This is a genomic window from Streptomyces sp. NPDC026575 (assembly GCF_055567415.1).
The window spans coordinates 51,373-76,824 of record NZ_JBVHQM010000030.1 but is presented as its reverse complement, the minus strand read 5'-3'; the positions used below and the strand labels follow the sequence as shown (position 1 = coordinate 76,824).

At 67.9% G+C, this 25,452-nt stretch carries 13 protein-coding genes and 2 pseudogenes; 5 read left to right on the top strand and 10 right to left on the bottom strand.

Going from position 1 to position 25,452, the window contains the following annotated elements:
* Window positions 1-70: 70 nt before the first annotated feature.
* Window positions 71-241 (bottom strand): annotated as a pseudogene (locus ACZ4NB_RS31995) (transposase family protein); the annotation flags it as partial.
* Between the two features lie 979 nt (window positions 242-1,220).
* Between ACZ4NB_RS31995 and ACZ4NB_RS31990 the strand changes: the two are divergent.
* Window positions 1,221-1,655 carry an ankyrin repeat domain-containing protein gene (locus tag ACZ4NB_RS31990; protein ID WP_467666536.1) on the top strand — a complete coding sequence of 145 codons (435 nt, stop codon included), beginning with the start codon at window positions 1,221-1,223 and terminating at the stop codon, window positions 1,653-1,655.
* 62 nt (window positions 1,656-1,717) lie between these two features.
* On the opposite strand, the gene ACZ4NB_RS31985 is transcribed toward ACZ4NB_RS31990, so the two are convergent.
* Both ACZ4NB_RS31985 and ACZ4NB_RS31980 read right to left on the bottom strand, forming a co-directional pair.
* On the bottom strand, window positions 1,718-1,873 hold the full coding sequence (locus ACZ4NB_RS31985; protein ID WP_467666535.1) for a hypothetical protein: 156 nt from the start codon (window positions 1,871-1,873) through the stop codon (window positions 1,718-1,720).
* A gap of 190 nt (window positions 1,874-2,063) precedes the next feature.
* Window positions 2,064-2,813 (bottom strand): transposase, encoded by a 750-nt coding sequence (locus tag ACZ4NB_RS31980; protein ID WP_467666534.1) that lies wholly within the window; start codon window positions 2,811-2,813, stop codon window positions 2,064-2,066.
* A 370-nt stretch (window positions 2,814-3,183) separates the two neighbouring features.
* Between ACZ4NB_RS31980 and ACZ4NB_RS31975 the strand changes: the two are divergent.
* Window positions 3,184-3,297 (top strand): annotated as a pseudogene (locus ACZ4NB_RS31975) (FAD-dependent monooxygenase); the annotation flags it as partial.
* A gap of 222 nt (window positions 3,298-3,519) precedes the next feature.
* On the opposite strand, the gene ACZ4NB_RS31970 reads toward ACZ4NB_RS31975, so the two are convergent.
* A complete protein-coding gene (locus ACZ4NB_RS31970; protein WP_467666563.1) occupies window positions 3,520-4,347 on the bottom strand; it encodes a hypothetical protein in 828 nt (275 codons plus the stop codon).
* A 130-nt stretch (window positions 4,348-4,477) separates the two neighbouring features.
* Here ACZ4NB_RS31970 and ACZ4NB_RS31965 point away from each other — a divergent pair.
* The 3 genes from ACZ4NB_RS31965 (at window position 4,478) to ACZ4NB_RS31955 (ending at window position 9,074) form a co-directional block, all read left to right on the top strand.
* A protein-coding gene (locus ACZ4NB_RS31965) for an IS5 family transposase (protein ID WP_467666562.1) occupies window positions 4,478-5,337 on the top strand; the annotation gives its coding sequence in 2 pieces (ribosomal slippage) (window positions 4,478-4,831 and window positions 4,834-5,337; 858 coding nt in all).
* 661 nt (window positions 5,338-5,998) lie between these two features.
* Window positions 5,999-7,411, top strand: coding sequence for a proline--tRNA ligase (gene proS, locus ACZ4NB_RS31960; protein WP_467666533.1), 1,413 nt, complete (start codon window positions 5,999-6,001; stop codon window positions 7,409-7,411).
* A 463-nt stretch (window positions 7,412-7,874) separates the two neighbouring features.
* Window positions 7,875-9,074: an MFS transporter gene (locus tag ACZ4NB_RS31955; RefSeq protein ID WP_467666532.1), complete on the top strand. Its 1,200-nt coding sequence runs from the start codon at window positions 7,875-7,877 to the stop codon at window positions 9,072-9,074.
* A 102-nt stretch (window positions 9,075-9,176) separates the two neighbouring features.
* On the opposite strand, the gene ACZ4NB_RS31950 is transcribed toward ACZ4NB_RS31955, so the two are convergent.
* The 6 genes from ACZ4NB_RS31950 to ACZ4NB_RS31925 all read right to left on the bottom strand — a co-directional run bounded on the left by ACZ4NB_RS31950 (window position 9,177) and on the right by ACZ4NB_RS31925 (window position 25,419).
* Window positions 9,177-10,040, bottom strand: coding sequence for a TauD/TfdA dioxygenase family protein (locus ACZ4NB_RS31950; RefSeq protein ID WP_467666531.1), 864 nt, complete (start codon window positions 10,038-10,040; stop codon window positions 9,177-9,179).
* Complete coding sequence (locus ACZ4NB_RS31945; protein WP_467666530.1) at window positions 10,027-10,806, bottom strand: class I SAM-dependent methyltransferase; 780 nt, start codon at window positions 10,804-10,806, stop codon at window positions 10,027-10,029. The genes ACZ4NB_RS31950 and ACZ4NB_RS31945 overlap by 14 nt, the downstream gene beginning before the upstream one ends.
* The gene (locus ACZ4NB_RS31940) at window positions 10,799-18,271 is read right to left on the bottom strand and encodes an amino acid adenylation domain-containing protein (RefSeq protein WP_467666529.1); all 7,473 of its coding nucleotides are present in this window, start codon (window positions 18,269-18,271) and stop codon (window positions 10,799-10,801) included. The genes ACZ4NB_RS31945 and ACZ4NB_RS31940 overlap by 8 nt, the downstream gene beginning before the upstream one ends.
* A gap of 110 nt (window positions 18,272-18,381) precedes the next feature.
* Complete coding sequence (locus ACZ4NB_RS31935) at window positions 18,382-19,575, bottom strand: serine hydrolase domain-containing protein (protein WP_467666528.1); 1,194 nt, start codon at window positions 19,573-19,575, stop codon at window positions 18,382-18,384.
* Window positions 19,576-19,595: 20 nt separating this feature from the next.
* On the bottom strand, window positions 19,596-20,816 hold the full coding sequence (locus tag ACZ4NB_RS31930; RefSeq protein WP_467666527.1) for a cytochrome P450 family protein: 1,221 nt from the start codon (window positions 20,814-20,816) through the stop codon (window positions 19,596-19,598).
* On the bottom strand, window positions 20,809-25,419 hold the full coding sequence (locus ACZ4NB_RS31925) for a beta-ketoacyl synthase N-terminal-like domain-containing protein (RefSeq protein WP_467666526.1): 4,611 nt from the start codon (window positions 25,417-25,419) through the stop codon (window positions 20,809-20,811). Before ACZ4NB_RS31925 ends, ACZ4NB_RS31930 begins: the two co-directional genes overlap by 8 nt.
* Between the last annotated feature and the right edge of the window lie 33 nt (window positions 25,420-25,452).

Here is a 25,452-nt window from a genome sequence, read left to right as displayed (position 1 = left end):
GCGTGCACGGCTGAAGGTTGTTGCAGAAGTTGGGGGCGGGCAGGTCAGAGTGGTGGGCTGACCTGCTTGTTCATGCCGTGTGGGCGAGGTTGTGCATGGTGGCGACTGCTTGGACGACGTGGTGGAGGCCAGCTCCCTTCTGGCGGCAGTCGCGGAGGATCTTCCAGTTCTTCATGCGGGCGAAGGTGTGCCCGACGCGGGCGCGTACGCGTCGGTGTTCGGCGTTGTCTTCCTCCTGGGCCCGCAGCAGGGGGCACATGCGCCAGTCCGCCGTGCACCACCTCTGAGCTGCAAAGATGCTGGCCAACCCGCTACACCAGCAACGTTGCCCCAAACCCGGCACCAATGGAAGCCGAAGAGGTACGGCAAGGCATCGTTGCAGGTAAGGGGCATTTCAAGGTCAGCAAGTCAGCACAAAGTCAGCATCGGCGGCGCTACTCCGGGGAACGAGTTCGTCACCGGGGCCATACGCCGACGCCGCGGTCCGATCCTTCGCAGCATTGGAGATCGGACCTGATGCCAATTGTGGCACCAGAGTACAGTTGCCTCCGGGCCCCAAACATCGCCGGTCCATTCAGAGTTGTGCACAGGCTGGCGCCTGGGCCTCGTCAACAGCCGTAGTGGAATGGCGAGTTCGTCGATGCGCATGGCCAGGCCGCGCCATACCAGAGGCGGTTGATGCGACGTTGACGAGTGCGCCTCGGCTGCCGGGGCGCACGGCATGTTCTACGCCCGCCTCAACGACGTACCTCTCTCCCCCCGCGTACTTCGACCTCGGTGCCGTCTGCCATCAGCCGCAGTGTGACGTCCACCACCAGCAGTGCATCTGCTGCGTCAGCGATATCGCGCCGTTCGATGACACATGCCGGCCCCGACTCGACCGCCACCCTTACGGGCGGCGGTCGAGTCGGGCGGTGGAATCACCTAATCGCCGACGCGGGCCACGAGCAGCGGCTGGAAGAAGCCCGTCTCCTGCGGCATCCGCCAACCGGGGTCGAAAACGGCCCTGGCCTCCCGAGACCCGCGCACGAGCACAAGCGTGGCTTGCGGCGGCGGCGATCAGTTCGGCGCCGGCGGCGCTATTGATGTCCGCGTGGTGGGCGGTGTCACCGTTCCCGCCACCGAAGCCCGCGCTCATACACCTGGCATACCGCGACGATCAGCAACCGTCACCCCCTACGACAACCCATCTTCAAGGTCAGTAACTAACCTCAGCACTCATGAACCAGCGGCAGCGGAAGAAGCTCTCCCGGAACCTCGGCGTAGCAGTCCTCCTGGGCGACACCGCCCGTGTGAGGGTGCTTCTGCGCGCCGGGGCCGACCCGGAGCGTGCCGACAGCGATGGCACCACCCCGCTGTATCAGGCATCCGTGAACGGGGAAGCGGAGATCGCCCGGCTGCTCCTGAAGGCCGGGGCCTCCCCGGACACCCAGAGCCGCGGAATCGGCGCGGAAGGCACGCCCCTCTGTGCAGCCGCATGCTGGGGTCACACCGAGACCGTGCGCGAACTACTGGCGCACGGCGCCGATCCGAACCTCCGTGAGGACCACGGCACGGGCTGGCCCCCACTGAAGTGGGCAAACCGCGGCCCCCACGCCGCAACAGCCGAACTCCTCACCGCAGGGGGAGCAACCCTCCACGGGACAACGCCATAACGTCGCCGCTCGCCATCGGGCACCCGGTCAGCTCAAGTCGCCCGGCCCTGCTGCGGCCGATCTCAGATCTGCGCGTGCAGGGTCATGAACGACCGCCGTTCGATGAAGCGGTCGAAGACCGGCTTCACCTCGCCCTGTACCAGGTCGACGCCGCAGAGGTAGAGCTCGGGACGGTTCGACAGCAGTTCGAGTCGCGCAGGGCGTCCGCGAACCGGCACACCGCGCCCGGCTCGGCGGCGGAATCGATGACGAGCACGTGGCTGTGCAGGGCAACAGGGGTGCTGCGAGCCCAGGCCACCACCTCCTCATCCGAGACGCCATCAAGGGGCAGCGAGCGGTGCGGCAGGTCTCGCCAGTCGATGCCGCTGCCCGCCCACGGGAGCGTGCAGAGGTAGGCATTGAGCTTCTTCAGCGCTCCCGCTCCAGAGTGAGGATGGCCTTGGCGATTGACGTCATGCGGTTGGGGCTGCACCGGGACCTGCGGAAGATTCGCCAGGACTTCAGCCTTGCGACGCCGCGTTCGACGGGCGCTCGCGCGGCGGCCAGTGCCTGGTTGAGGGTCTTTTCGGTGGGGGTAAGTTCCTGCAGGGGCTTGCGTTTGATGCCGGTGGTCAGCCACGGGCCGGCGCCTTGGTAGGCGAGATCGGCCAGGATGGGAACGCCCTGGCGCTCGCAGATCCGGATGATCCGGTGGGTACGGGCGGCGGTCAGGTCGTGGGTGCGGCCCGGCAAGGCGGGCGAGAGCCACAGCAGCCGGCCGCCGGGGTCGGTGACGACCTGCACGTTCACGCCGTGGCGCCGGTGTTTGTGGGGGTAGTCGGCCCGGCCGTCGCCGACCCGGTCGCACTCGGCGAGGGTGCCGTCGAGCAGGACGAAGTCGGGATCGTGCTCGCGCAGCGTCTTCAGCAGACCGGGTGCACGTTCGGCGAGCAGGTCGACGACCGTGCGGGTGTAGGCGTGGGCGGTGGACTCGCTGATCCCGAACCCGGCAGCGATCTTCGCCAGAGTGGTGTGTTCGCGCAGGTACACCAGTGCCACCATCGCGCGCTGAGACGGACGGAGCTTGCAGCGCCGGTCGCCCTCACGGGTGACAATCAGCATGGTGACCCACTCCACGAGCACATGCGGCAGGTCGAGTGCGGCAGGATGGACGACCAACGAGGCCCCCGAGCAACGTGATGGAGACGTCAGACATCTCGATCAACAGCTCGGGGGCCTCGCTCGTTGCGCTTCACGGCCCATCACCCGATCGGTGGCCAACTCGAAGAAGCTCACTGAACCGGGCAGCCAGGGCCGCGGGCTGTATTCGTGCTGCATGACTACGGCGCCAGGTCTCGAACGGGTCAATGCGCATGCCGCAAGGCTAGATCACTTCGCCGGGAATTACGGGACAGCCCATTCGGCCCTCCGGAGTCGCGAGTCGCCGCCGGCTCCGTGAGACTTGTCACGACTTGATCACAAAATGTGAATTCCCTGACGCAGTAACCAATTTAGCGAACAACCATTTCCGGCGAAAGGGTGGATCCGCATGCCGAGCACGCCCGCGTATGACGCCGTCATTGTCGGCTCCGGGGCTGCCGGCGGAATGGCAGCACATGAGCTTTCGGCCGCGGGCCTTCGCGTCCTTATGCTGGAGGCCGGCCGAGACTACTCCCCCGTCGCCGAGACACCGATGTTCAATACGCCGGAGGCTGCGCCACTGCGGTCAGCGGTGACTGCGGACAAGCCCCAGGGCTTCTACGACGCCACCGTCGACGGAGGTACGGAACTCCCTGGTGAGCCCTACACCCAGGCCGACCCCGCGCAGGCGTTCAGCTGGTGGCGGCCGCGGATGTTGTGGTGTATGTGCATGTGTCGCCGCGTGTCACCACCTCTGGCAGGGTGCATCTCTGGGGTTCCTGGTGAACATGCCGATGTAGTCCGCCGAGACCTCCAGCCGGCGCGCGGATTCCGGGATCGAGGTCACGTAGTCGTAGGCGGTCCTCGCGTGGGCGGAGTCCGGGAAGCTCATGGCGGACAGGCTGCCGTGGGCGAGGGAGCAGGTGGGGCGTTCGGCGGTCATGGCGCGGCCGGCCGCGTCGTAGGTGCGGACGGAGGCGCCGTGGAGGCTGTCGGCGACGAGGGTGCGCCAGGTCTCCCAGGCCCCGGAGACCTGCGGGGAGCTCCATGGGAGGTTGCCGGAGAGCCACTTCTCGTAGTCACCCCGGCCGCCTTGCCCGCCCGGTCCGCTGTGGGCGAGGAGGATGTCGGCGATCCAGTCGGCGCCCGGCCAGCCGGAGGTCGGGCCGGATGCCAGTCCCAGGCACCAGGCGCTGGGATTGCGGCGGGTGAAGGTATGGAGGTCGGGGAGTGCCGAGGGTGGTGGTTTGCGAGTGACTGCGGGGTTGTACCAGATGAGGCTTTTGACGTCGGCTTTGACGGGTATCGCGTAGACCTTGCCGTGGACGGTTGCCAGTCCGCGGAACGGCTCCCGGTAGTCCCTGGTGACGGCGCCGAGCGGCTGGAGGTTGCCGTTCTCGGCGTAGTGGTTCAGCGCTCCCACGCTGCGTAGGGCGGCGGCCTTCTCCAGCCACATCCGCTCGTCGTCGGTGCGCGGTCCGGCAGGGAGCGGCGGCACGCGCTGCTCCGGGCCGGCGGCACGGGCCCGGAGTTCTGAAGGGCTGCTGAGGGTGTCCTCATTTCTCGTCGTCATGGCCGGCTGGCTGCCAGCCGTTTCCTGCGGTGCGTTGCATCAGGTATACGTCCGGCCACGAGGTCCGGCGGTCGGTGATGACTAGGGTCCGTCTTCAAAGATCATTGGGTTGGTGGATCATGGTGGGGCGATACGCCGCCATGAACTCACCGATCAGGAGTGGGAGTTACTCGCTCCGCTGATACCGCGGGCCGCTACGGGACGGCCGCGTGTGTCGGACCGACAGGTCATCAACGGCATGGTCTACAAGATCCGGACCGGGATCTCCTGGCGTGACCTGCCGGAACGCTACGGGCCGTGGCAGACGGTCTACACGCGCTTTCGCCGTTATGCCCTGGACGGCGTGTTCACCCAAGCTCTCCAGTACATACAGGCCGAGGCGGACGCGGCCGGCGATATCGACTGGCTCGTCCAGATCGACTCCACCGTCGTCCGCGCTCATCAGCACGCTGCCGCCACCGGCCGAAAAGGGGGCCCGGCAGGACGGACGAAACGGATGATCACGCCCTTGGCCGGTCCCGTGGAGGGCTGAGCACCAAAATCCACCTCGTCTGCGACGGCCGTGGCCGGCCACTCGCGATCCTGCTGACACCCGGCCAACGCCACGACAGAATCTGTGCACAGCCCCTCCTGGAGCGGATCCGGGTCCCTCGCCTCGGCATGGGCCGACCCCGCCGCCGCCCTGACCAGGTCGTCGCCGACAAGGCGTACAGCTCCCGCGGCTTCCGCACCTACCTGCGTAAACGCGGCATCGCACACACCATCCCAGAGAAGACGGACCAACGGCGCCACCGTCACAACCGTGGCCGTCATGGTGGCAGGCCACCAGGATTCGAACGCCAGGTCTACCGTCAACGCAACGTCGTCGAACGCTGCTTCAATCGCCTCAAGGGCTTTCGCGGCATCGCCACCAGATACGACAAGACCGCTGCCTCCTACGAAGCCGCGGTCAGTCTCGCGTCGTTCCTGCTCTGGGCAAGATCCGTTTGAAGACGGACCCTAGGATCCAGTCCAGGTCCCCGATCAGTCGCTTTCCCGCAGGGCCGCAGTCTCTGCCTCGCGCAGCCTTCCGTGCACTCGTGAGCCGGAGGCTATGTGCTCCCTCGCCAGCCGTCTGGGAGCCCATAACGGGAGCCGCATCCGCCTTCCGGCGAAGGGGCGGGGCGGCCTTCCACATCAAAGGATTCGCGCCTGGCCCCCTCGGGCGCGAAGCCGGTTCCAGCCACCCGCAACGGCAGCCAACCGGCCGCAACGAGGGTCGTTGGGCGTGTAAGGGCGGCCGCTTTGGTGAACTGAGTGGCCTGAAAGCCACCCTGATCGAGGAGCTGAGAGCGGGGAAAAATATGCATGGCGTGGGTGAACACGGCACCAGGCAAGCTCGCGGGACTCCGCGTGTTCGAAGGAGACTCCCAGCTCGAAGACCGCTTCTTCGAAGGGAGCGGCGTGTTCGCAGTGACGTTGCCCGGCGCCGTGCGACTTGGCTACCTCTGCTCAGCTGGCCGGACTGACGCCTGCCACAGACCGCTAGCCGTACTGCAGGCGGCGCCCACACTGCTATATCCGGCATAGAGTTCGAATGTTATCAGCCATCAACTCACGCCAAGAGACAGGCGATTGGCCCCCTGGCAGGCCCGGACCGTACCATCTCGCCATGGCAAAGGCACCCGTTCTCACGCCCCAGGCGCACGACTTCCCGCGCTGGTATCAGGATCTGGTCAACAAGGCCGAGCTGGCCGACAACGGGCCAGTTCGCGGCACAATGGTAATCCGACCGTACGGGTACGGCCTGTGGGAGCGGGTGCAACAGGAGATGGACGCCCGCATCAAGGAAGCGGGCGCCTCCAACGCATACTTCCCCCTCTTCATCCCGCAGTCGTACCTGACGAAGGAGGCCGAGCACGTCGAGGGCTTCGCACCCGAACTTGCGGTCGTCACACATGGCGGCGGCAAGGAGTTGGAGGAGCCGGTCGTTGTCCGGCCCACCTCCGAGACGATCATCAATGACTATTTCTCTAAGTGGGTGCAGAGTTACCGTGATCTGCCATTGCTGATCAATCAGTGGGCGAACGTGGTGCGTTGGGAAATGCGACCGCGTGTCTTCCTCCGGACGACCGAGTTCCTGTGGCAGGAAGGACACACTGCCCACACGTCGTACGAAGAAGCCCGTGATTTCGCCGCCCACATCCATTGCGATGTCTACGCCGACTTGATGGAAAACGTCCTCGCGATGGACGTCGTCCCCGGACGCAAAACAGCCAAAGAGCGATTCGCGGGAGCCATCAACACCCTTACCCTCGAAGGCATGATGGGCGACGGCAAGGCGCTCCAGATGGGCACCAGCCACGAGCTTGGGCAGAACTTCGCAAAGGCCTTCAACACGCAGTACCTGTCGAAAGAAGGCAAGCAGGAGTACGTCTGGCAAACCTCCTGGGGCGCGACGACCCGCATGATCGGCGCTCTGGTGATGATGCACGGTGATGACGACGGCCTCCGCGTCCCGCCGCGTCTGGCGCCGATCCAAGCCGTGGTTCTCGCGATCAAGGAAGACGAGGCGGTTCTGGCCAAGGTCCGCGAACTCAGCGACCGTCTCCGGGCGGCAGGCATCCGCACCCAGGTCGACGACCGCACCGACACTCCCTTCGGCCGCCGCGCCATCGACTGGGAGCTCAAGGGCGTACCCGTACGTATCGAAGTGGGTCCACGCGATCTGGAGAACGGCACCGCCATGCTGGTCCGCCGCATCGCCGGAGACAAGCAGCCGGTCGCGCTCGAAGCGCTGACCGAGTTGCTGCCCAAGGTACTGGAAGACGACCAGATGTTGTTGCTGACGCAGTCCCGCGAACGCCGCAAGAGTCGCACTACCGATGTGAACACGATCGAAGAAGCTGTAGAGGCCACGAGCACCGGCTGGGCACGCATCTCCTGGGCCAAACTAGGCCCGGAGGGCGAGGCGAAGCTCGCCGAGCAGGGCGTGTCCGTCCGGTGTCTGGTCTCCGAGGACGGCTCGGTCCCTGTGAGCGACGACCAGCCGGACAACGTCGCTCTTGTGGCTCGCGCCTATTGATACGCACCTGCCGACCATATGGCGTCGGCGCCTGTCGGGCGCTGAGACAGGAGTGAGAAGGGCGTGGCGCTCCTCTCGCTCCTGCGTCGTCTCATCATGCGCAGAAGTTAAGCAAGCCAGCCTGAGCCTTGCGGGCTCACCCGGCAGCCGAGCCACCTTCGTTGGTGGTGACTGACCACGGTCGGCCCCAGCCTGGCGCACCCAGCCTGGACGGTTCCTTAGGTATGGCCTGAACCCGTCGCAGCGTGCGCGATGTTACGGCCTGTGGAGGGAATGATGGCCCTTTCTGCCGATGATCGGTGACGCGATTCGGACTGAATTCGTGATCCGCTGGGTCTCGGTCCAGTTCGGCGGTACTCGCGGGTCCGCCCGGTGATGGGAGTGCGCTACGGTCAGCGAAGTCAACCTGGATCCCAGCCGCGGATGGCGCGCTGTCTACGCTCGGTACCTGCTCGGGCGCGGCGTGTCCACGGCAGGAACGAGCCTGGTCAACGTCGTGATGGCGTTCGCGGTTCTTCGGGCGGGCGGGGACGGTTTCGATGTGGGTCTAGTCCTGGCCTCCTCGTTTCTCTTCCTGACGCTGATGCTTCCGGCAGGCGGAGTGTTGTCCGACCGCATGCCCCGGCGGGCCGTATTGATCGGCGGGAACAGCCTGCTGGCCGTCACTCAGGCCATGTTGGGCCTGCTGCTGTTCACCATGGGACACAGGACGGCAGTTTGGATGTTCGTGGTGGCCGCCGCGGTGACGGGGGCCACCACAGCCGTGGTTCAGCCAGCCTTCCAGGGCATGATCGTGCAGATCGTGCCCACCACCGCGATACAGCGAGCCAACGCATCGCTGCGGCTAGTGGTGAACGTGGCGCGGGTCGCCGTCCCCGGGCTGGGGTCAGCACTGGGTGCAGCCTTCGGGTACGCACAGGTGCTGCTCGGGGCCAGTGCGGCCTTCGCTCTGTGCTCTGTAATCTTTGTGGGGCTGCGGCTGGAGGGGATGCCGCGTCAGGCCGGCCGGGGGCTGCACCATGTCCGCGAGGGTTGGGCGGCGTTCCGCAGCCGACCATGGCTGTGGGGTTATGCCCTGGCCGGAGCGGTCGCGTATCCGCTGTGGATGGCCGGCTACCAGCTGCTCGGTCCGCTGATCATGTCGGGTCGGCCGAGCGGGCAGCAGCATTGGGGCTGGGCGGTGTCGGCGTTCTCCGGCGGGATGGTCATGGGTTCCCTCATCGCCATGCGCTGGAATCCGCGTCGGCTGATGCTCGCATGTGTATGTGTGCAGGCGCTATGGCCGCTTCCGCTGGGCGTTCTGGCGGTGCCGGTGCCCTCGGGGTGGCTGATGGCTGCCATGCTGATGAGCGGTACAAGCATGGAGCTGGCTGTGGTCTTCTGTGAAACGGCCAAGCAGCAGCACATTCCCGAGCAGCTGATCGGGCGGGTGTCGTCCCTGGCAATGATCGGCGAGTCGGCCTTGGTTCCCTTGGCCTATGTCCTGGCCGGGTTCGTGGCGGACCGTGTCGGGTCGACACCGGTCATGTGGCTCTGCTGCCTGGGCGTGCTGGTGTCCTCTCTCGTCCTGCTGGCTGTGCCCAGCATTCGCCGCCTGGCACGGGTGGAGGAGCTCGTCGTGCACGGCACGGCCGCTGCTACGGTGCGGAGCGGCACCCGCTGACCGGGCCCGGCGAGTTCCCCCGGCTCTCCATGGGCGGTGCCCCGGTCCGCCTGAACGGACCGGGGCACCGTTGTACGTCATCTGCCGCTCGCCGTTGGCGATTCAGCCAGAGAGTCCGGTCTCGCCAGCGATGGTGATCCGCCGGGTGGTCTTGAGGCTGCCGGGCGCGGGCGGCAGCGCGCGGTGCATCACGGCCGCATTGTCCCAGATGAGCAGGTCCCCGGCTTGCCACTGGTGGCGGTAGAGGTTGTCCTCGGCGGTCGCAGTGGCGTAGAGCAGATCCAGCAGGTCGCCGTCCGGTGCCCCCTGGATCTCCCGCAGCCACTGCTGGTTGAGATACAGGGCGCGGCGCCCGGTCCTCGGGTGATCTCGCACGACGGGATGGGCCAGGTCGCGCAACTCGGCGAGTTTGGCCGCCTGCTCGTCCTCAGGGACGCCGGCGCCCTGCATCTCGCGTAGCGCGATCTCGCGGCATGGATACCAGCCCTTGGCCCCGTCCACACGGTCCTTCACTTCGGCTGGCAGAAGGTCGTAGGCGCGGCGCATATCGGCGAACAGGGTGTCGCCCCCCTCGGCCGGCGAAAGTTCGCAGTGCAGCAGGGTGAGTGCGGTGGGTACATCGGTGAGTGGTCCGTCGGCGTGCCAGTACTCGCCGCCGCCGCCCACCCCGACTCCGTCCACGTTGGACTGCAGGCGGATCTCGGGCCAGCCTGGGTCACGGTGCGCGGCCGGGAAGACCTCTTCCCTGGGGCCGAAGCCTCCGGCGAACGCCGCGTAGCGGGCGTTGTCGAGCTCGAGCCCGCGCAGCACGAGCACTCCATGAACGTCCAGCGCGCGACGTACCCGTTGTGTTGTGGCGGGGTCGAGGTCGGCGTCGAAAGGCAGGGTTATCACCGCACCCAGTCCGAAATCTGTCAGCGGGGTGACATTCTCGCCAATGTGCGTGGTGGGTTCACTTGCTGGCACGGGTGACTCCTTTCAGTACACCTTGGAAGACCCAGGTGTCGTAGTCGATACGCACATGGCCGTGCTCGGCGTACCGGGCGTGCAGATTCCTCAATGCCTCAGCCAGGCGTGACCATGCCGGGTCGGACTCCGCGGGCGCGTAGGAGTTGGACAGCACCCGGCCGAGCAGCGCTTTCTCGTCGAGGAACTGACGGTTCGGCAGTACTTGCCAGGCCGGCAGGTAGCCGAAGAACCTGCTGGCCAGTTCACGTACCCCGTCGGCCCGACTTGCGGCGGCCGCATATTCGGGCAGTTCGCGACACAGCAGTGCATCGATGTCGGCCTGGAGCGCACATCGGCTGGGCACCTGTTCGTTCCAGGCAAGCAGAACCCTGCCGCCGGGCCGCAGGATGCGGGTGAACTCGGCGCGGGCGGCAGGCAGGTCGAACCAGTGGAGTGCCTGGCCCACGGTGATCAGGTCCACCGAGCAATTCGCCAGCCCGGTGCGTTCGGCGGTGCCGTCGACGCTGATGAAACCTGGGTGTCCTGTGAACCGTTCCTCGGCCGCCGACCTCATCGCCGACTCGGGCTCAATTCCGTATACCTGGTAGCCGCTGCGCACCATCGGCTCGCTCAGCAGCCCGGTGCCGGAAGCGACATCGGCGACCACCGCGCCCGCGGGGAGGCCGCCTCCGGGAAGCACTGCAAAGACGGTGTCCGGATAGGATGGGCGGCCCCGCACGTACCAGGCGACGCGATCGGCGTACATGGTCTTGGGATCACCCATCGTTGGCCTCCGGGGCGAACTCGTCAAGCAGTGCGGTCAAGAACTCCTGGTGCCTTCCGGCCCACCGCGCCACGGTGTCCTCGCGGAAGCGGTCCTGGTGGTACCAGTAGTTCGCGGTGAGCGTCTCGCCGGTCACGTCGGCCACCAGGTGGAGGCCAGGGATGCGCCGCAGCGAGCCAAAGTCTGCCTCGGTGAGGTCCGGGTGGCGGACTTCACCGAGGATCTCGGGTACCTCTACCTTCAGTGCGCCGGCGCGCTCGGTCCGGTGGTAGTTGAGGAAGTTGATCGTGGTGTCGGTGAAGTAGGTGTCCTCGGGAAACCCGGAGAAGGCAGGTGCCACCTGGATCAAGTCGGTCGGAGGGTAGTCGGTACGGGTGGTCATCGCCTCCACCAGTCGTTGGCACTGCCCGACGAGTGCGGCGTCTGTGCGTCCCTGACTGCGGATCGGCAACGGGAACGGGGCGGTGAACGGGCCGAGCGTGTTCGACCAGCTCGCCTGGGAGCGGCCGCTGCGGATCACAGCGATCACGGGGTCACTGGTGTCGCCGATTGCGCCGACGAGCCGTGCATAGGAGGCGAGCAAGACCGCGAAAGGAGAGGTCTGGAGTACGTCAGCCGCGGCCAGCATCCGCTTCCACTCGGTGAGCGGTCGCGAATAGCGGCGGGCAGGGCAGGCGGTGGTCGTGACGAAGCCCGGGTGGCCAGGCAGGGCGGTGGTGCGGTCCAGTCCGGAGAACAGTCCGGTGAAGAAGGCGCGGTCGGTCTCGATGGGGCCCGTGAGATACCTGCGCTGGTACTCGGCATACTCCCGGTACTGTGCCGGTGCTGCCGGGAGCGTCCCGCCCTCGTACAGTTCCCGCAGTTCGGAGAGGAAGGACGAGAGCGCGGAGCCGTCGAACTCCAGGTGCTGGGCGCCGATCAGGACCATGAACCGGTCCTCGGCCAGCGTGCAGCATCGGATGGTCCAGGAGGGGCGCGCATAGGGGTCGGGCATGTTTTGGCGGCACCGGTCGACCTCGTCTGCGACTGCACGCGCTCGGTCGGCTTCGGCCAGGCTGCTGTAGTCGGCGAAGAGGTCGGCGTCCGGAGGCAGTACCTCATCGACGGACATGACCTCGACCTTGTCGTTGGGATAGCGGTAGCGCAGCAGTTCGTGCCGACCGATGACCTCGCGCAGCGCGCTGCGGAAGGCGTCCCGGTTCAGCGGTGCGTGGAAGATGACGGGGACGGTCCGCTGCCCGTACGACACGTCCCGTACCAGCCGCAGCCAGCGTCGTTGCTGGAAGGTCAGTGGTGCTGGTCCGTCCACGGCGGTGGTGGGCCCGGCCGACTCGGCCGTCTGGGTGGCCGTGGCAGCTGCCCAGGAGTCGTCGAGTACGTGGTCGAGATGCGCAGCCAGCTCGCGGACCGTGGGGTGGCTGAAGAGCACCTTGGGTTCGAGTGAGCAACGCAGTCTGCGCTGAAGCTCGTTGCGCACCTGGATCGCACTCAGCGAGTCCACGCCCAGGGCGCTGAACGGGTCCTCCTTGTTGATCCGCGCCTCGCCAGTGCCGAGTACCTGCGCAATCACTCGGGAAACATGGTCGGACAGCAGCGTCAGCCGCTGGTCCCCCGTCGCGGTGACGATGGCCGTGAGGTCCGTTGCCTGGGATTCCGCAGGTTCCTCTGCAGGCAGCAGCTCGGCGAACTTGGGATTGCCGGTCAGATTGTGCTGGGCCAGGAAGACGGGCCAGTCATTGGGCAGGACGCAGACCTGCGGGAGTGTACTCGCGAGCCCGTGTTCGAGCACAGCCGCGCCGGCTTCGGCACTGAACCGCCCCATGCCGCGCTTGAGTACCTGTGCGAGCAGTTCGGGCCTTTCGGCGAGTTCTCCGGCGCCGGTCCAGGCACCCCAGTTGATCGAGAGGGCCGGCAGCCCGGAGGCCCGTCGGTGCCAGGCGAGCGCGTCGAGGAACGCGTTCGCAGCGGCGTAGTTGGCCTGTCCGAAGTTGCCCAGTACCGAGGTGGCCGAGGAATACATCACGAACCAGTCCAGATCGATTCCGCGAGCGATGGTGGCCTGGTGCAGCAGCCAGGAACCGCGCACTTTGGGCGCCAGCACCGCTTCGAACCGGTCCCAGTCCAGCTCGGTGAGCAAGGCGTCGTCCAGCCGTCCGGCGCAGTGCAGGATGCCTGCGAGTGGTGGGGGGACGCTGTCGAACAGCTCGTCTACCTGGTCGGCTTCCGTGATGTCCACCGAACGCACGGTGACGTCGACTCCCTGATCACGCAGCCCGGCGAGCACTGCGGCGGTCTCCTCGGACGGTGGACGCCGTCCGGCCAGGATGAGGTGCCGGGCGCCGCGGTCAGCGAGACGCTGCGCCGCAAGCAGCCCGAGTCCGGTCAGGCCGCCGACGACCAGATAGCTGGCGTCCGGCCGCAGGGGCGGCATCTCGTGCACTCGCGGTGCGCGGACGAGCCTCGGCGCGTACCAGCCTTCTGCGCGCAGGGCGAGTTCCCGCTCTCGTGGACGGGAGGCCAAGAGAGCGGCCAGGACGCGTGCCTCGTCGGCGATCGCGGTGCCGGGCAGGTCCACCAGCAGGCAGTCCAGGTCCGGGTGTTCGACCATGACGACACGGCCGAACCCCCACAATGGGGCCTGCGTCGGTGTCACTGCATCGTCGGGCCCGGCCGCGTGTGCCGCCCGGGTTGCCAGGCACAGCGGCGCGCCGATGTGTGCGGCCGTCTGCGCAAGGGACAGCGCTTCCCGCAGTCCTGGTCCGACAGCGTCGAGTGCATCACCCTCGGCGGTCCTGTTCACGTACAGCACTCCGAAGCCGGGATGCGCGGTCAACAGTTCGGCCACCTGCGCGCACGTGGCGGGCAGGCAAGGAAGGCCACTGTCTCGCAGGGCTGGTGCGAGGCCGTCGTCGGCAGCTACGACCAGCCAACCCGGGACACCGCGTCCCTGCTCACCGAGCGTGATGGGGCGCCAGCTCAGCTCGTGCTGAAGGTCCGGCCACGGTGCCTGTGCCCCCCGTTCCTGCACTGTGTCCGGTGCGTCCACCCAGTGCCGCTCCCGCTGGAACGGGTAGACCGGCAGGTGAACGGGGCGGCCCCGGCGTGGTGACAGAGCTGTCAAGTCCACCTCGCACCCGGCTTCCCACAGTCCGCCCAGGCTGTTGAGAGCGGTGGTCACATCGTCCTGCTTGCGGTGCAGAGAGGGCAGCCAGCGAGCTGGCAGATCGGGCAGAACCTCCTGGCCGATGCTGAGCAGCGTCGGCGAGGCACCGATCTCGACGAAGGCTCCTGCGCCGGGGACAGCCGCCGCGCGCAGTGCGTCAGCGAATCGCACGGTCCGACGCACCTGGTCGCCCCAGTACTCCGGCCGACACACCTGATCGGCGGCAGGACCACCGGTGAGGTTGGAGAGGAAGTCGATTCGTGGCTGCTGAAGTTCCATACCCGCCGCGGCGGCGGTCAGCCCGGCACGCAGCGGTTCCATCATGCGTGAGTGGCCGGCCCGAAGTGTCCGCAGCGGCTTGACGCCGAGACCGTGTGCAGTGAGCTCGGCGCAGGCCCGCGTGATCTCTACTCGAGGGCCGGAAATCACCGTGTTGGAGGGTGAGTTGACTACGGCCAGATCGACTTCGGCGCCTACGTCGACGAGCACGGTTCGCACGGTCTTTTCGTCAGCGAAGACCGCTGCCATGCCGCCGTCCTCGGGCATGTCGAGCATGAGCTCGGCCCGGGCGACGATCAGCTCGAACCCGTCTTCTGGGCGGAAGACGCCGGCTACGCAGGCGGCGGCGAACTCGCCGAGGCTGTGCCCCAGTACGGCGTCGAACTCTACTCCCGCCGATTCCCAGAATCGGGCCAGTGCCAGCTGGGTGGTGTAGATCAGTACGTGCGCCTCACGTACCCCGGTCACCGGTGCACCCTGTTCCACGCCGGGCCCGTAGAGGGCCTCACCGAGAGTACGGCCCAGTTGTGGGGCGGCCATGTCGTCGAAGGAGTCCAGTGCGGCGCGGAACGCCTTCGAGTGCTGGTAGAGACCTCGTCCCATACCGAGGTATTCCGCGCCGTGGCCGGTAAAGAGGCCGACAATCCGGTCGCTGCGGATCGGTTCGGTGGCAGGCGGGCGCGCCGCGAGGCGGTCCAGTTCCCGGATGGCCGTCTCCCGGTCCCCGACCACCAGGGCCCGCCGGGTCTCCAGCCGAGTGCGGCCGGCGCGTAAGGTGTATGCAATGTCGGCCGACTGCAGCCCAGGGTCGGTGCGCAGCGCGTCACGGTGCCGGCCAGCGAGGTTCGCGAGTGCGGCGGGCGTCCGCGCGGTCAGCGGTAGCAAATACGCTCCGGTGCCAGCGCCGTCTTCTGCATCCGTGGTGTGCTGTGGCGCTTCTTCCAGTACGAGATGGGCGTTGGCCCCACCGAGCCCGAAGGCACTGACTCCCGCGCGGCGCGGTACGCCCTCGTCGGCTGGGAAGGCAATGGGTTCGGTGTTGATGTAGAACGGCCCTTCCTCCAGTCGTAGTTCGGGGTTGGGCCGCTTGAAGTGCAGGGTCGGCGGGATGGTCTGGTGGCGCAGCGCCAACACGGCCTTCATCAGTCCGGCCATTCCCGCTGCCCAGCCGAGGTGGCCGAGGTTGGTCTTAACCGAACCCAGCGCGCAGCGGCCGTGGTCGTCGCCCTCATCGAACACCTGGCGCAGCGCATCCACTTCGATGGGGTCGCCGACCGGGGTGGCCGTGCCGTGCGCCTCCACGTAGCGCACCGTACGCGGCGGGACGCCGGCGCTCGCCAAGGCCTGGGCAACCGCCTGCGCTTGTCCCTGCGCACTGGGTGCGGTCATGCCTGCCTTGGCGGCACCGTCGTTGGTGGCCGCGCTGCCCAGCAACACGGCGTAGATGTCATCGCCGTCAGCCACCGCGTCCTTCAACCGCTTCATCGCGACCACGCCCACGCCACTGCCGAACACGGTGCCGTCAGCGTTTTCCTCGAAGGCGCGGCAATGCCCATCAGGGGAGAAAGGCATGCCCGGCTCCCGCAGGTGTCCGGACAACTGCGGCACTGGCACACAGGCCGCTCCGGCAAGCACCAGGTCGGCATCGCCGGCCAGCAGCGCCCGCCGTGCGTAGTGGACCGCGAACAGCGAGGTAGCGCACGCCGCGTTTAGATTCATGCTCGGGCCGCGCAGGTCCAAGGTGTAGGACACCCTGCTGGTGAGGAAGTCCTTATCGTTGGCCACCAGCATCGCCACATCGGCGGCGGAGTCCATAAAGTTGCGGTCGACCCGTGGGCTCTGTGTGGGATTCAGGTTATTCATGAGGTACGTGCTCGGCCCGCTGCCGCCGAAGACACCGATCCGCCCGGAGAACGTTCGAGGGTCGACGGCCGCGTCCTCTAGGGCCTCCCACGAGCATTCCAAGAAGAGCCGGTGCTGGGGGTCAAGCTGTCTGGCCTCTCGTGGCGTGAGCCCGAACAGCTCGGCGTCGAAGAGGTCGATGTCCGGGAGCACCGAAGCCGCGGGCACGAAGTTCTCGTCGTCAGCCGGACCACGCTCGAAGTGGGTGATCGACTCGACGCCCGCGCACAGGTTCTTCCACAGGCGTGCGGGGGTGTCGGCTCCGGGGAAGCGGCAGCCCATGCCGACGATGGCGATGCGGTCGTCGGTGCCGATGTTGGCCGTCACCTCAGGCGCCGCGGCTGGACGGCCGTCAAGTGCTTCCGCGAGCAGCCGCACGGTCGGGCTCTCGAACAGGCGCACCCGGCTCACGGTCGAATCGGTGGCCTCCCGCAGCCGCGCGACGACGGTGTTTGCGAGTAAGGACGTGCCGCCGAGATCGAAGAAGCGGTCGTCGATACCTACCGAGTCGACGTCCAGCACTTCCTGCCAGACTGTCGCGACCAGGCGCTCGGTCGCGGTCCTCGGCGGTGCGAAGGTGGTGGCCAACGGGGGACGTTCGCGGGTGGCGGGCGGCAGCGACTTGCGGTCGACCTTGCCGCTGGACGTCATGGGCAGCGCGGGCATCCGCATCCATACGGTGGGCACCACGGCCTCTGGCAGTTCCGTCAGCAGGTGCTCCCGCCAGGAAGTGCCGTCCTCGCGGGAGGGCCGCTCGTTCTTGGCTGCGCCGCGCGGCAGCACATAGCCGACCAGCTGCTTTTCGCCGGAGGGCATGCGCCGGGCGACCACCGCGCATGCGGCGACGTCAGGGTGCCGGCTGAGCACCGCCTCGATCTCGGCGGGCTCGACCCGTACGCCCTGGATCTTGAGCTGGTCGTCCGAACGACCCAGGAACTGGTAATCGCCGTGGGGAAGTTGCACCACCAGGTCACCTGTCCGGTAGGCCCGGCCGAACTCCGTTTCCACGAACCGTTCAGCGGTCAGCTCCGGCTGTCCGAGGTAGCCGCGTGCCAGGCAGATGCCGGAGACCCACAGCTCGCCGTGATCCCCGGGCGCGACCGGCAGCCGGTCCGGCCCGAGTACGTGCAGGCCCGCCCCTGGGACGGCGGTGCCGATCGGGGCCAGCGCCGGCCACGTGTCCGGGTCGCCGGACAGGACGGCCGTGGTAACTACATGAGTCTCAGTCGGCCCATAGACGTTCTGCAGCACGCAGTGGGGCATGCTCCGCCACCACTCCACGATCCCGGGTGTGATGACTAGTTGCTCACCGCCGGACATCACCTCTCGCAGCGAGCCGGTGTTCGCGCCAGTGCGCGCTGCGGTGTCGGCGAGCTGCTGCAGGGCCACCAGTGGGAGGAAGACGCTGGTGATCTGGTGTTGTTCGATCAGCGTCAGCAGTGCCTGCGGGTCGCGCCGGTCTGTCTCGTCCGGAATCACCAGGGTGCCGCCGGCCGCCAGGGTGACGAAGATGTCCAGGAAGGACACGTCGAAGGTGAGCGCGGTGAACTGCAGGGTCCGCATCGGCTGATCGGCGTGGTGGGCCGCGCTGAGTGCCAGCTGGTACTGGATCAGGTTGGCCAGGGGCCGGTGCGCCATCGCTACGCCCTTGGGCTTACCGGTGGAACCGGAGGTGAAGAGCGTGTAGGCGAGGTCGTCCAGCTTTGGCCCTTCGGGTACCGGGTTGGTGGGTTCTATGGTGTCGACGTCCAGAAGCGTCACGTCGTCGAACAGGCCTGTTGGTGATGCGCCGTTGACTAGCACGAGCCGGACGTTGCCGGTGTCGAGGATGTGTTTGACGCGTTCCGGTGGCAGGTCAGGGTCCACAGGTACGTACGCCGCTCCGGCCTGCAGCACGCCGAGCAGTGCCGGCACCAGTTGCAGCGAGCGCGGCAGGCACACCGCCACCAGGTCCTCGGCGCCCAGTCCGTGGTCGCGCACCGCGGTGGCCACCCCCGCCGCCAGGCGTATCAGTTCCCGATAATTGAGTAATTCGTCGTGGAAGATCACGGCATCGGCGTCGGGGGTCTGCCGGGCGCGGGCAGCCACCATTTCGGGCACGGGGAGCAGGGTTTGGGACATGGGGCTCCTTACAGGGGATGGGCGGCCGTTATCGGTTGGCAGCACGCAGGCACGGCGGTGCTCTCCCGCGGACCTGCGATGACGTGGCGAGAGGTCTGCGGCGGTGGCGCTTACCCGGTCGCTGCGTCTTGGGGCGTGCGTCCGGTTCCGTTGGCCCGCACAGCGGCGTATGTGGCGTTCACCAGTGCGGTGGCACGTCGGTCGGGGAGCTCGTAGAGGTGCTTCATGCGGGTGGGGAGATAGGCGAAGGCGAGTTCGTTTTCGGGGTCGGCGAAGGCCAGCGCTCCGGTGGAGCCGATGTGTCCGAAGGCCCGTGTGCCGCTGCCTGGCCAGAGCCTTCCGCCGGGCAGCATGTAGCCGAGGCCGAAGGAAGTGTCGAGCCGCCAGACCTCGTCGGTGCCGTTGGCATGCGGAGTACGAGCCCGGTCCACCCATGCAGGTTCGAGCAGCCGTATGCCGCCGGGCGCGCTGACCAGAGCGGCAAACAGCCTTGCAACGGCGGCCGCGGTGCCGTACCCGGCTGCTGGGCGTTCCACCGTGTGGTAGCGGCTGTCGTTCATGTCATCGAAGCTCATCGCGGTGCTGCCGAAGGTGGCGCGGTAAAACAGCGAGGTGGGGTCCTTTACCGCCAAGCAGTACTCGCCGATCGACGGGTCGAACCGTTCCTCGTCCTCCCCGGGCACCACCACTCCAGCCAGCCTGGGTACGTCCGACGGGTCGAGTCCGATGTGCAGGTCGATGCCGAGCGGTTCGCTCAGCAGCTCTTGGACCAGCCGGCCTTCGGTGCTGCCAGTGGCTCGGCGCAGCACTTCGGTGAGTAGGAACCCGAGCGTGATCGCGTGGTAGCCGTGCCGCGTGCCGGGCGTCCACAGCGGGCGCAGACCCGTGAGCATGTCCAGGACCGGCTCGCGCTCAATTTGGTCGGACAGGGTCACGGGCCGGGGGAAGACGGGAATGCCCGCGCGGTGTGAGAGTGCGGTGGTGAGGGTGATCCTGGCCTTGCCCGCGGCGCCGAACTCCGGCCAGTGCTCGGTGACTGGGGCGTCCAGGTCGAGCACGCCGCGCTGCGCGGTTATCAGGGTCACGGCGGCCAGCACGGCCTTGGTCACCGAGGTCAGGGCGACGAGTGTGTCGTGCCGCCACGGCGTGCCGGAGACCGGGTCGGCTACCCCGCCGTAGAGATCGGCCACCGGTTGACCCCGGTGGTATACGCACAGGCCGGCTCCTGCCTCTGCGCCCGTCTCGAAGTGTCGCTGGAAGACCGCGCGCACCTCATCGAAGCCCGGTTCGGTGGTGCCGTGCACGGCAGTGGTGATCGACGTGTTCATCGCTCCCCTTCGTCTGTGCACAGCACCGGAAGCCGTTCGAGGCCGCGCATGAGCAGGCCAGGTCGTATGGTCAGTTCCTCGGGAGCCACGGCAAGGCGTAAGCCCGGCAGTCGATGCAGCAAGGTCTCGAAGGCAATCCGTCCCTCCAGACGTGCCAGCGGAGCCCCGAGGCAGTAATGCGCACCGTGTCCGAACGCCAGGTGCCCGGTGGCATCACGGCGGATGTCCAGGTCGTCTGGGCAGGGGAATCGCGTCGGATCGTGCCCCGCCGCGCCGAGCACGACGTATACGGTGTGGCCCTGCTCGATCCGCACTCCGCCGATGTCGATGTCCTCCTTGGCGAATCGCGGGGTGGCCACCTCCAGTGAGCCCGCGAGGCGCAGGAACTCCTCGACGGCTCCGGGGACAAGGGCTGGGTCCGCCCGTAGTTCGGTCATTTGTCTGGGCTCGGTGAGTAACGCGGCCATGCCGTTCCCGACCAGGTTGACGGTGGTGTCGTGCCCGGCGACCAGGAGCAGAAAGCCCATCGAGACCACGTCCTCGACGCTGAGCTCGCCTTGGCGGTAGGAGTCGCCGAGCGCGGAGTACAGCGTTCCGTCGGGCTTGGCGAGTTTGCGCTCCAAGAGGTCGGATAGGTAGCGGCGCATCGATCCCGCGGCGTCGAGCACGGCTTGGGCGTCGGCCTGTTCGCTGGCCACCAGGACGGCCGACCAGGCCCGGAACGCCGCACGGTCCTCGAAGGGCACGCCCAGTAGAAGGCAGATGACCTGCAGTGCCATGGGGAATGCGAAGTCGTCGATCAGGTCACCGCGGCCCTCGGCTACGAGACCGTCGATCAGCTCGTCGGCGATCTGCTGGATTGTTGGCCGCATGTGCCGCACCCTGCCGGCCGTGAACTCGCGCTGTACGGTGGCTCGTAGTCGGGTGTGCTCCGGTGCGTCCAGAGTGAGCAGGTTGCGGAAGAGCGGACGTGAGTGGTCGCCCTCGCGCTGCGGTTGCCGCTCGTGCCAGGAGGGTCCGCCATACGCGGAGTTTTTCGACAGCCTCGGGTCGCTCAGCAGTGTCCGCGCGTGCTCGTAGTCGGTGACGAACCAGCCGGGCGCCCCGTTGGGCACATCGAGCCAGCGTAGGCCGCCGTCATCCCTGATCTCGTCGTACAGCCGGTATGGGCAGCGTTTGAACTCCCTGTCGAACACCGGGATGACGGCGTCATTCACTGGCTGGCTCCTTCGAGTGGTCCGGTGGCACCAGATGGATGCCGGCCCGCCTGACGTGGAATGCGGGCAATCCGTCGGCGACGCACAACAGGTCCGCGTAGACGGTGGGTTCGGGCCCGTTGATGACCTCACTTACGAACACCTGATAGGTCAGTGAACGGGTGTCTGGGGTGACCTGCCCCCTGCAGCGCAGGTCGTAGGGGATCCCCGGCACCGGTTCGAAGTGCCAGCCGTCGCGGTCCACGGTGTGGCCCAGTGCGGCAAGGTAGAAAGCAAGCGCCTGCAGGCCGGCCTCGAACATCAGGGTGCCTGGCATGCACGGGTCATTGAGGAAGTGCCCGGCGAAGTACCAGTCGTCGGCGGCTACGGTCGTCTTTGCGCAAAGGTAGCCCCGACCCCACGGCCCGCCTCGCGGGTCGAACTCGCTGACTTCGTGTAGTAGTTGCAGGTTGCCGCCTGGCAGGTGGGGCGTGGCTCGGTGCGTCTTGGTCGGTTCCCATCCCGGTCCGAAGCAGTCGGCTGGACGGCCCTCGGTGAATGCGCGCAGCGCGTCCCGGTCGAAGTTGCGGAGCTCGGTGGGGACCGTGGGCGGGTCGAGTCGCGCGGGTGGTGGCGGGTGGGCTTCGGGGGTCCAGGTGATGCCGCCGGAGCCGTCCAGTTCCTCGGTGGTGAAGTGCCCGGCTTGGCCTTCGCTCAGGGTGAGCCGGAGTCGGTTGCCGGTGTAGCAGTCGTAGCGGAAGAAAAGCAGCCGTACTCCGTCGTGTTCCACGTGCCGGTCGATGCTGATCTCGTATCGCAGTCGTTCGCCGGGGGTCGGTAGCGGGCCATGGAAGGTGACCCGGCAGCCGAGGAGCCGGTACACCCGGTCTTGCGGGTTGTCCAGGTCCACGCCGAGCCAGCTGATCAGCAGCAGGTCCGCCTGCCCGGCCTCGACGAAGGGTCCGGGTGCCATCCGGCCGGCCGGATCGAGGTACCACGCGTTAGCGGTCACGTCGGTCTCAGTGTGGATCGAGCCGGTGCCCATGCTGCCCTGTTCCCCCTCGATCCGGGTGACCCGGTCGGCCAGCAGCATCGGGGGACCCGGCATCCGTGTTTGCCGCGGCCGATCGTCCTGAACGGCGAAGGCCGGGCCGAAAAGGTCAGAGATGCGGCCTGAGGCCAGATGCTCCAGGTCCTTTCGGGTCCACACCGGGCGGTCGCCTCGCGGGGCGGGTGCGGGGAGGCCGATGTGCACGGGCGCCTTGGCTTGGGAGCCGGCCATCGATGCCAGCGCGCTCGCGCGGCCGGTGAGGAACCGCCGGTGCGTCTCGGCCTGCACGCCGAGGTATGTACGGTGTGCGGCGCAGAGCGTGTCGTGGAACGCGGCCAAGGGGGACGGAGGTGGGCCAATGAGCACCGGCTCAGGTACCGCAGCGGGCGCGCCGGTCTGGGAGAGGCTGGACTCGGGCAGTGTTTCGGGCCTGGTGACCTTGGGGAGTTCGGGCGCACGTGGCATCCGCGCCGCTTCGGGCCGGATTCCGGGCAGGAGTAAGGGCTTCTGGGTCAGCGGAAGTGTGATAACTGGTTTCGGCGCCTTGTTGAACAGCGCGCGGTGGTCGACTTCGACACCGGCTGCCATCAACTCGGCCACGGCGGTGCGCAGTTGTCCAAGGGGGTTCACCGGCGAGTCCAGCGCAATGGCGATGTGTTCGCGCCCGGCCAGGGTCCGGCTGATCCAGCCCGTGCACAGGCCCTGCGGCCCGTGTTCGATGAACACACGGGCACCGTCCGCCCAGGCGTTGTCGATCGTGCGCACCCAGTCCAGGGAACTCACGGCCTGTGTTGCGACCGCTTGTGCGGCCGTGTCGGGGTCGGGCTCGGTGTAATGGTCACCGGTGGCACCACGGTAGAAGCGGATCCCGGGCAGGGGGCTCGTGGGCAGGCGGTGCACATCGGTCAGCCGCTCACGGGCTGCGGCCAGCTCGGGGACGTGCGCTGCGATGTCGTAGCTCAAGGGCATGCCGGTGGTACCGAGCCTGTGCAGTGCGGCTTCGCAGGCCTTAGGGTCCCCGCCGATCACGCACACGCCCGGTGCGTTACGGGCCATCAGGTGTGCGCGCGGTCCGAGTGCCCCGAGCACTCGGTCGGCGTCCGCCAGTACGACGTACGCGCCCCAGGCGCCCGGTCTTCCCCAGGCGTCGGCAAGTACGCGGTGTGCGCCGGTGATCCCGTCCCGGAACAGTCCGTCGGCGCGCGCCCTTTCGATCAGTGCCGAGAGGTCTGGCCAAACGCCTAAGGCAGCCAGCGCACTGACCTCGCCGGAGGAGTATCCGATCGCGGCGGACGGCCTGATGCCGAGTAGGTCACGAGTGAGCCTGGTGTGCAGGGTGGCGAGCGCGCTCACCCCGTGGATCTGGCCCAGAACATCCGTGGCGGCGTCCGGCGCCGCGCCCAGGACCGGGAACGCCTTGGCCAGCTCGCACCCCATGCCGGGGTAGGCGGCCGAGCCGTTGGTGTACACGAACGCGATCTCGCCGCGGACCGGCTCGTCCCGGTACGCCACGCCGTTCGGGCGGGTCCCCTCGCCTGCCAGCCAGTCGCGGGCAGCCGCGCGGTCGGCCCCCACCACGGCCAGTCTCGCTGGGCCCGCGCCCGGTTCGTCGGCGTCGAGGGCGGCCAGCACGCCGTCCCGGTCTGCACCGGCGAACACCGAGACCTCGGTGTCGTCCAAGGCATCGGTCAGGGACGCGAGGCGTACGTCCGCGGGAAGCGGGCGTGCAGTGTCGCCGTCCCGCACGGCGTCTGCGAGCCTCTTGAGGACGACGACGTGTCCGGCCCAGTCACCCACGAGAGCTGCGTCCGCCTCACCGTTGCGCAGAGCGCGCTCGGCCAGGCTGAGCGCGACTCGCCCGGAGTCATTGTCGTAGACCACCAGGCCCTGGCCGCCCAGATCGCACTGGGCGTTGATGCGATGCGCCAGCAGGTTCGGCATGGTGCCGAGTACGGCCGCCAGATCGAAGGGCCCCGCGCAGGCGTCACGGATCTCGGCCACCCGTTCTGCGGGCACGTCCGGGCCGAGCCTGCCGGGCAGCCGCCAGCGCAGGCCGTAGCGGGCCACTTCTTCGTCGTCGGTACCGCCGATCACGACCATCGTGCGCTCGCGGGGCAGTGCGACGCGTTGGACCGCCCGTCGCGCGGCGGCGAGCAGGCGTCGCTGTGCCGTTGTCGCCCTGGCCAGGTCGTTGGGCGGCACGGCCAATCCGGCCGGAGAGAGCTCTGTACGGTCCCCCGTCGTTGCGGCGCTGCTGACGACTGCCAGCAGTGCCGGAGGCGGGGGCAACGGAGCAGGGGTGGGGTGGTCTGTTTCCGTGAAGGCGTCGACCACGAGATGGGCGTTGGTTCCTCCGAAGCCGAAGGCGCTGACCGCTGCCCGGCGTTGGCCCGGCCACTCCTCGGCCTCGGTCAGTGGCCGTAGCGGCGTGCCACGCAGGATGTCCAGAGGTTCGCTCACACCCAGCGTCGGCGGCCGGACGGCGGCGCGCAGGGCGCCGAGGACCTTCATGAGGCCGGCGAGTCCGCCGACGGCGAGCGGGTGGCCCAGATTGGACTTCACCGAACCGATGGGCAGATCCGTGGCGCCGGAGAACATCCGGACCGAGCTTCGGGCCTCCACCAGATCGCCCACCGGGGTGCCGGTGGCGTGGCACTCCAGTAGGGAGACCGATTCCGGGGCGACCCCGGCTTCGGCGTACGCCGCCCGCATGGCTCTTAGCTGGCCTTCCTCGCCGGGGGCCAGCGGCCCACCGGTCCGGCCGTCGTTGGACAGCCCGATGCCTCGAATGACGCCGAGCACCTCAGCGCCTTCGCGCAGGGCATCGGACAGACGCATCAGCGCCACGGCCGCGGCACCCTCGGCGGGCACCAGCCCATCGGCGGACCGGTCGAGCGGACGGCTCGTTCCCTGGGCGCTGAGCGCGGACAGCGCGTGGAAGGCGTTGTGCACCAGCAGGTTGTCCGCACGGTTCACGGCAGCGGCCAGCATCAGGTCGGCGCTGCCGTCTCGCAGCCGGTCCATGGCTGCCTTGACTGCGACCAGCCCGGATGCGCATGCGGAGTCCAGCGCGAACCCGCCGAGGCCCAGGTCCAGTTCCGCAGCGGCGAATCGCGCTGGCAGGGTGGCGAAATGCCGGTTCCGCTCGTCACCCGGCGGCGGCTCGGGCAGGGCCAGCTCCTTCCGCAGGGGTGCGAGCAGCCAGTCCTCGGCGAGTGCCGCGGCGCTCGCCGAGGGGTAGGCCAGCGTTCCGAGGACGAGACCGGCTCTGGGCTGCGGTCCCGAACGCCCGGATTCGGCGAGTGCCTCCCGCAGCACATGCAGCACCCACTGCGTCAAAGGGTCCAGGGTGGACGGCGGCGCTTCGAAGCCCTGTACGTATCCGCCGACCCGTGGGCCTTGGACCCCCTGTACGGCGTGTGAGTCCTCGTGCCCGTTGAGCCTCCACCTGTGTTCGGGCACCCGGGTGATCGCACACCGTCCGGCGAGTACTGCGTCCCACAGCTGCGTGGGGTCTAGAGCGCCTGGCAGGACGCAGGCATGGCCGACGATCGCAATCGGTTCGGCGGGCACGGCGTTTCCCGTGGCCACAGTCTCCTCCAGTCC

Excerpts from the sequence above, each read along its gene's own strand:
- ACZ4NB_RS31940 (WP_467666529.1), bottom strand. The coding sequence starts at position 18,271 with ATGTCCCAAACCCTGCTCCCCGTGCCCGAAATGGTGGCTGCCCGCGCC.
- ACZ4NB_RS31945 (WP_467666530.1), bottom strand. The coding sequence starts at position 10,806 with ATGGGTGATCCCAAGACCATGTACGCCGATCGCGTCGCCTGGTACGTG.
- proS (WP_467666533.1), top strand. The coding sequence starts at position 5,999 with ATGGCAAAGGCACCCGTTCTCACGCCCCAGGCGCACGACTTCCCGCGC.
- ACZ4NB_RS31970 (WP_467666563.1), bottom strand. The coding sequence starts at position 4,347 with ATGACGACGAGAAATGAGGACACCCTCAGCAGCCCTTCAGAACTCCGG.
- ACZ4NB_RS31990 (WP_467666536.1), top strand. The coding sequence starts at position 1,221 with ATGAACCAGCGGCAGCGGAAGAAGCTCTCCCGGAACCTCGGCGTAGCA.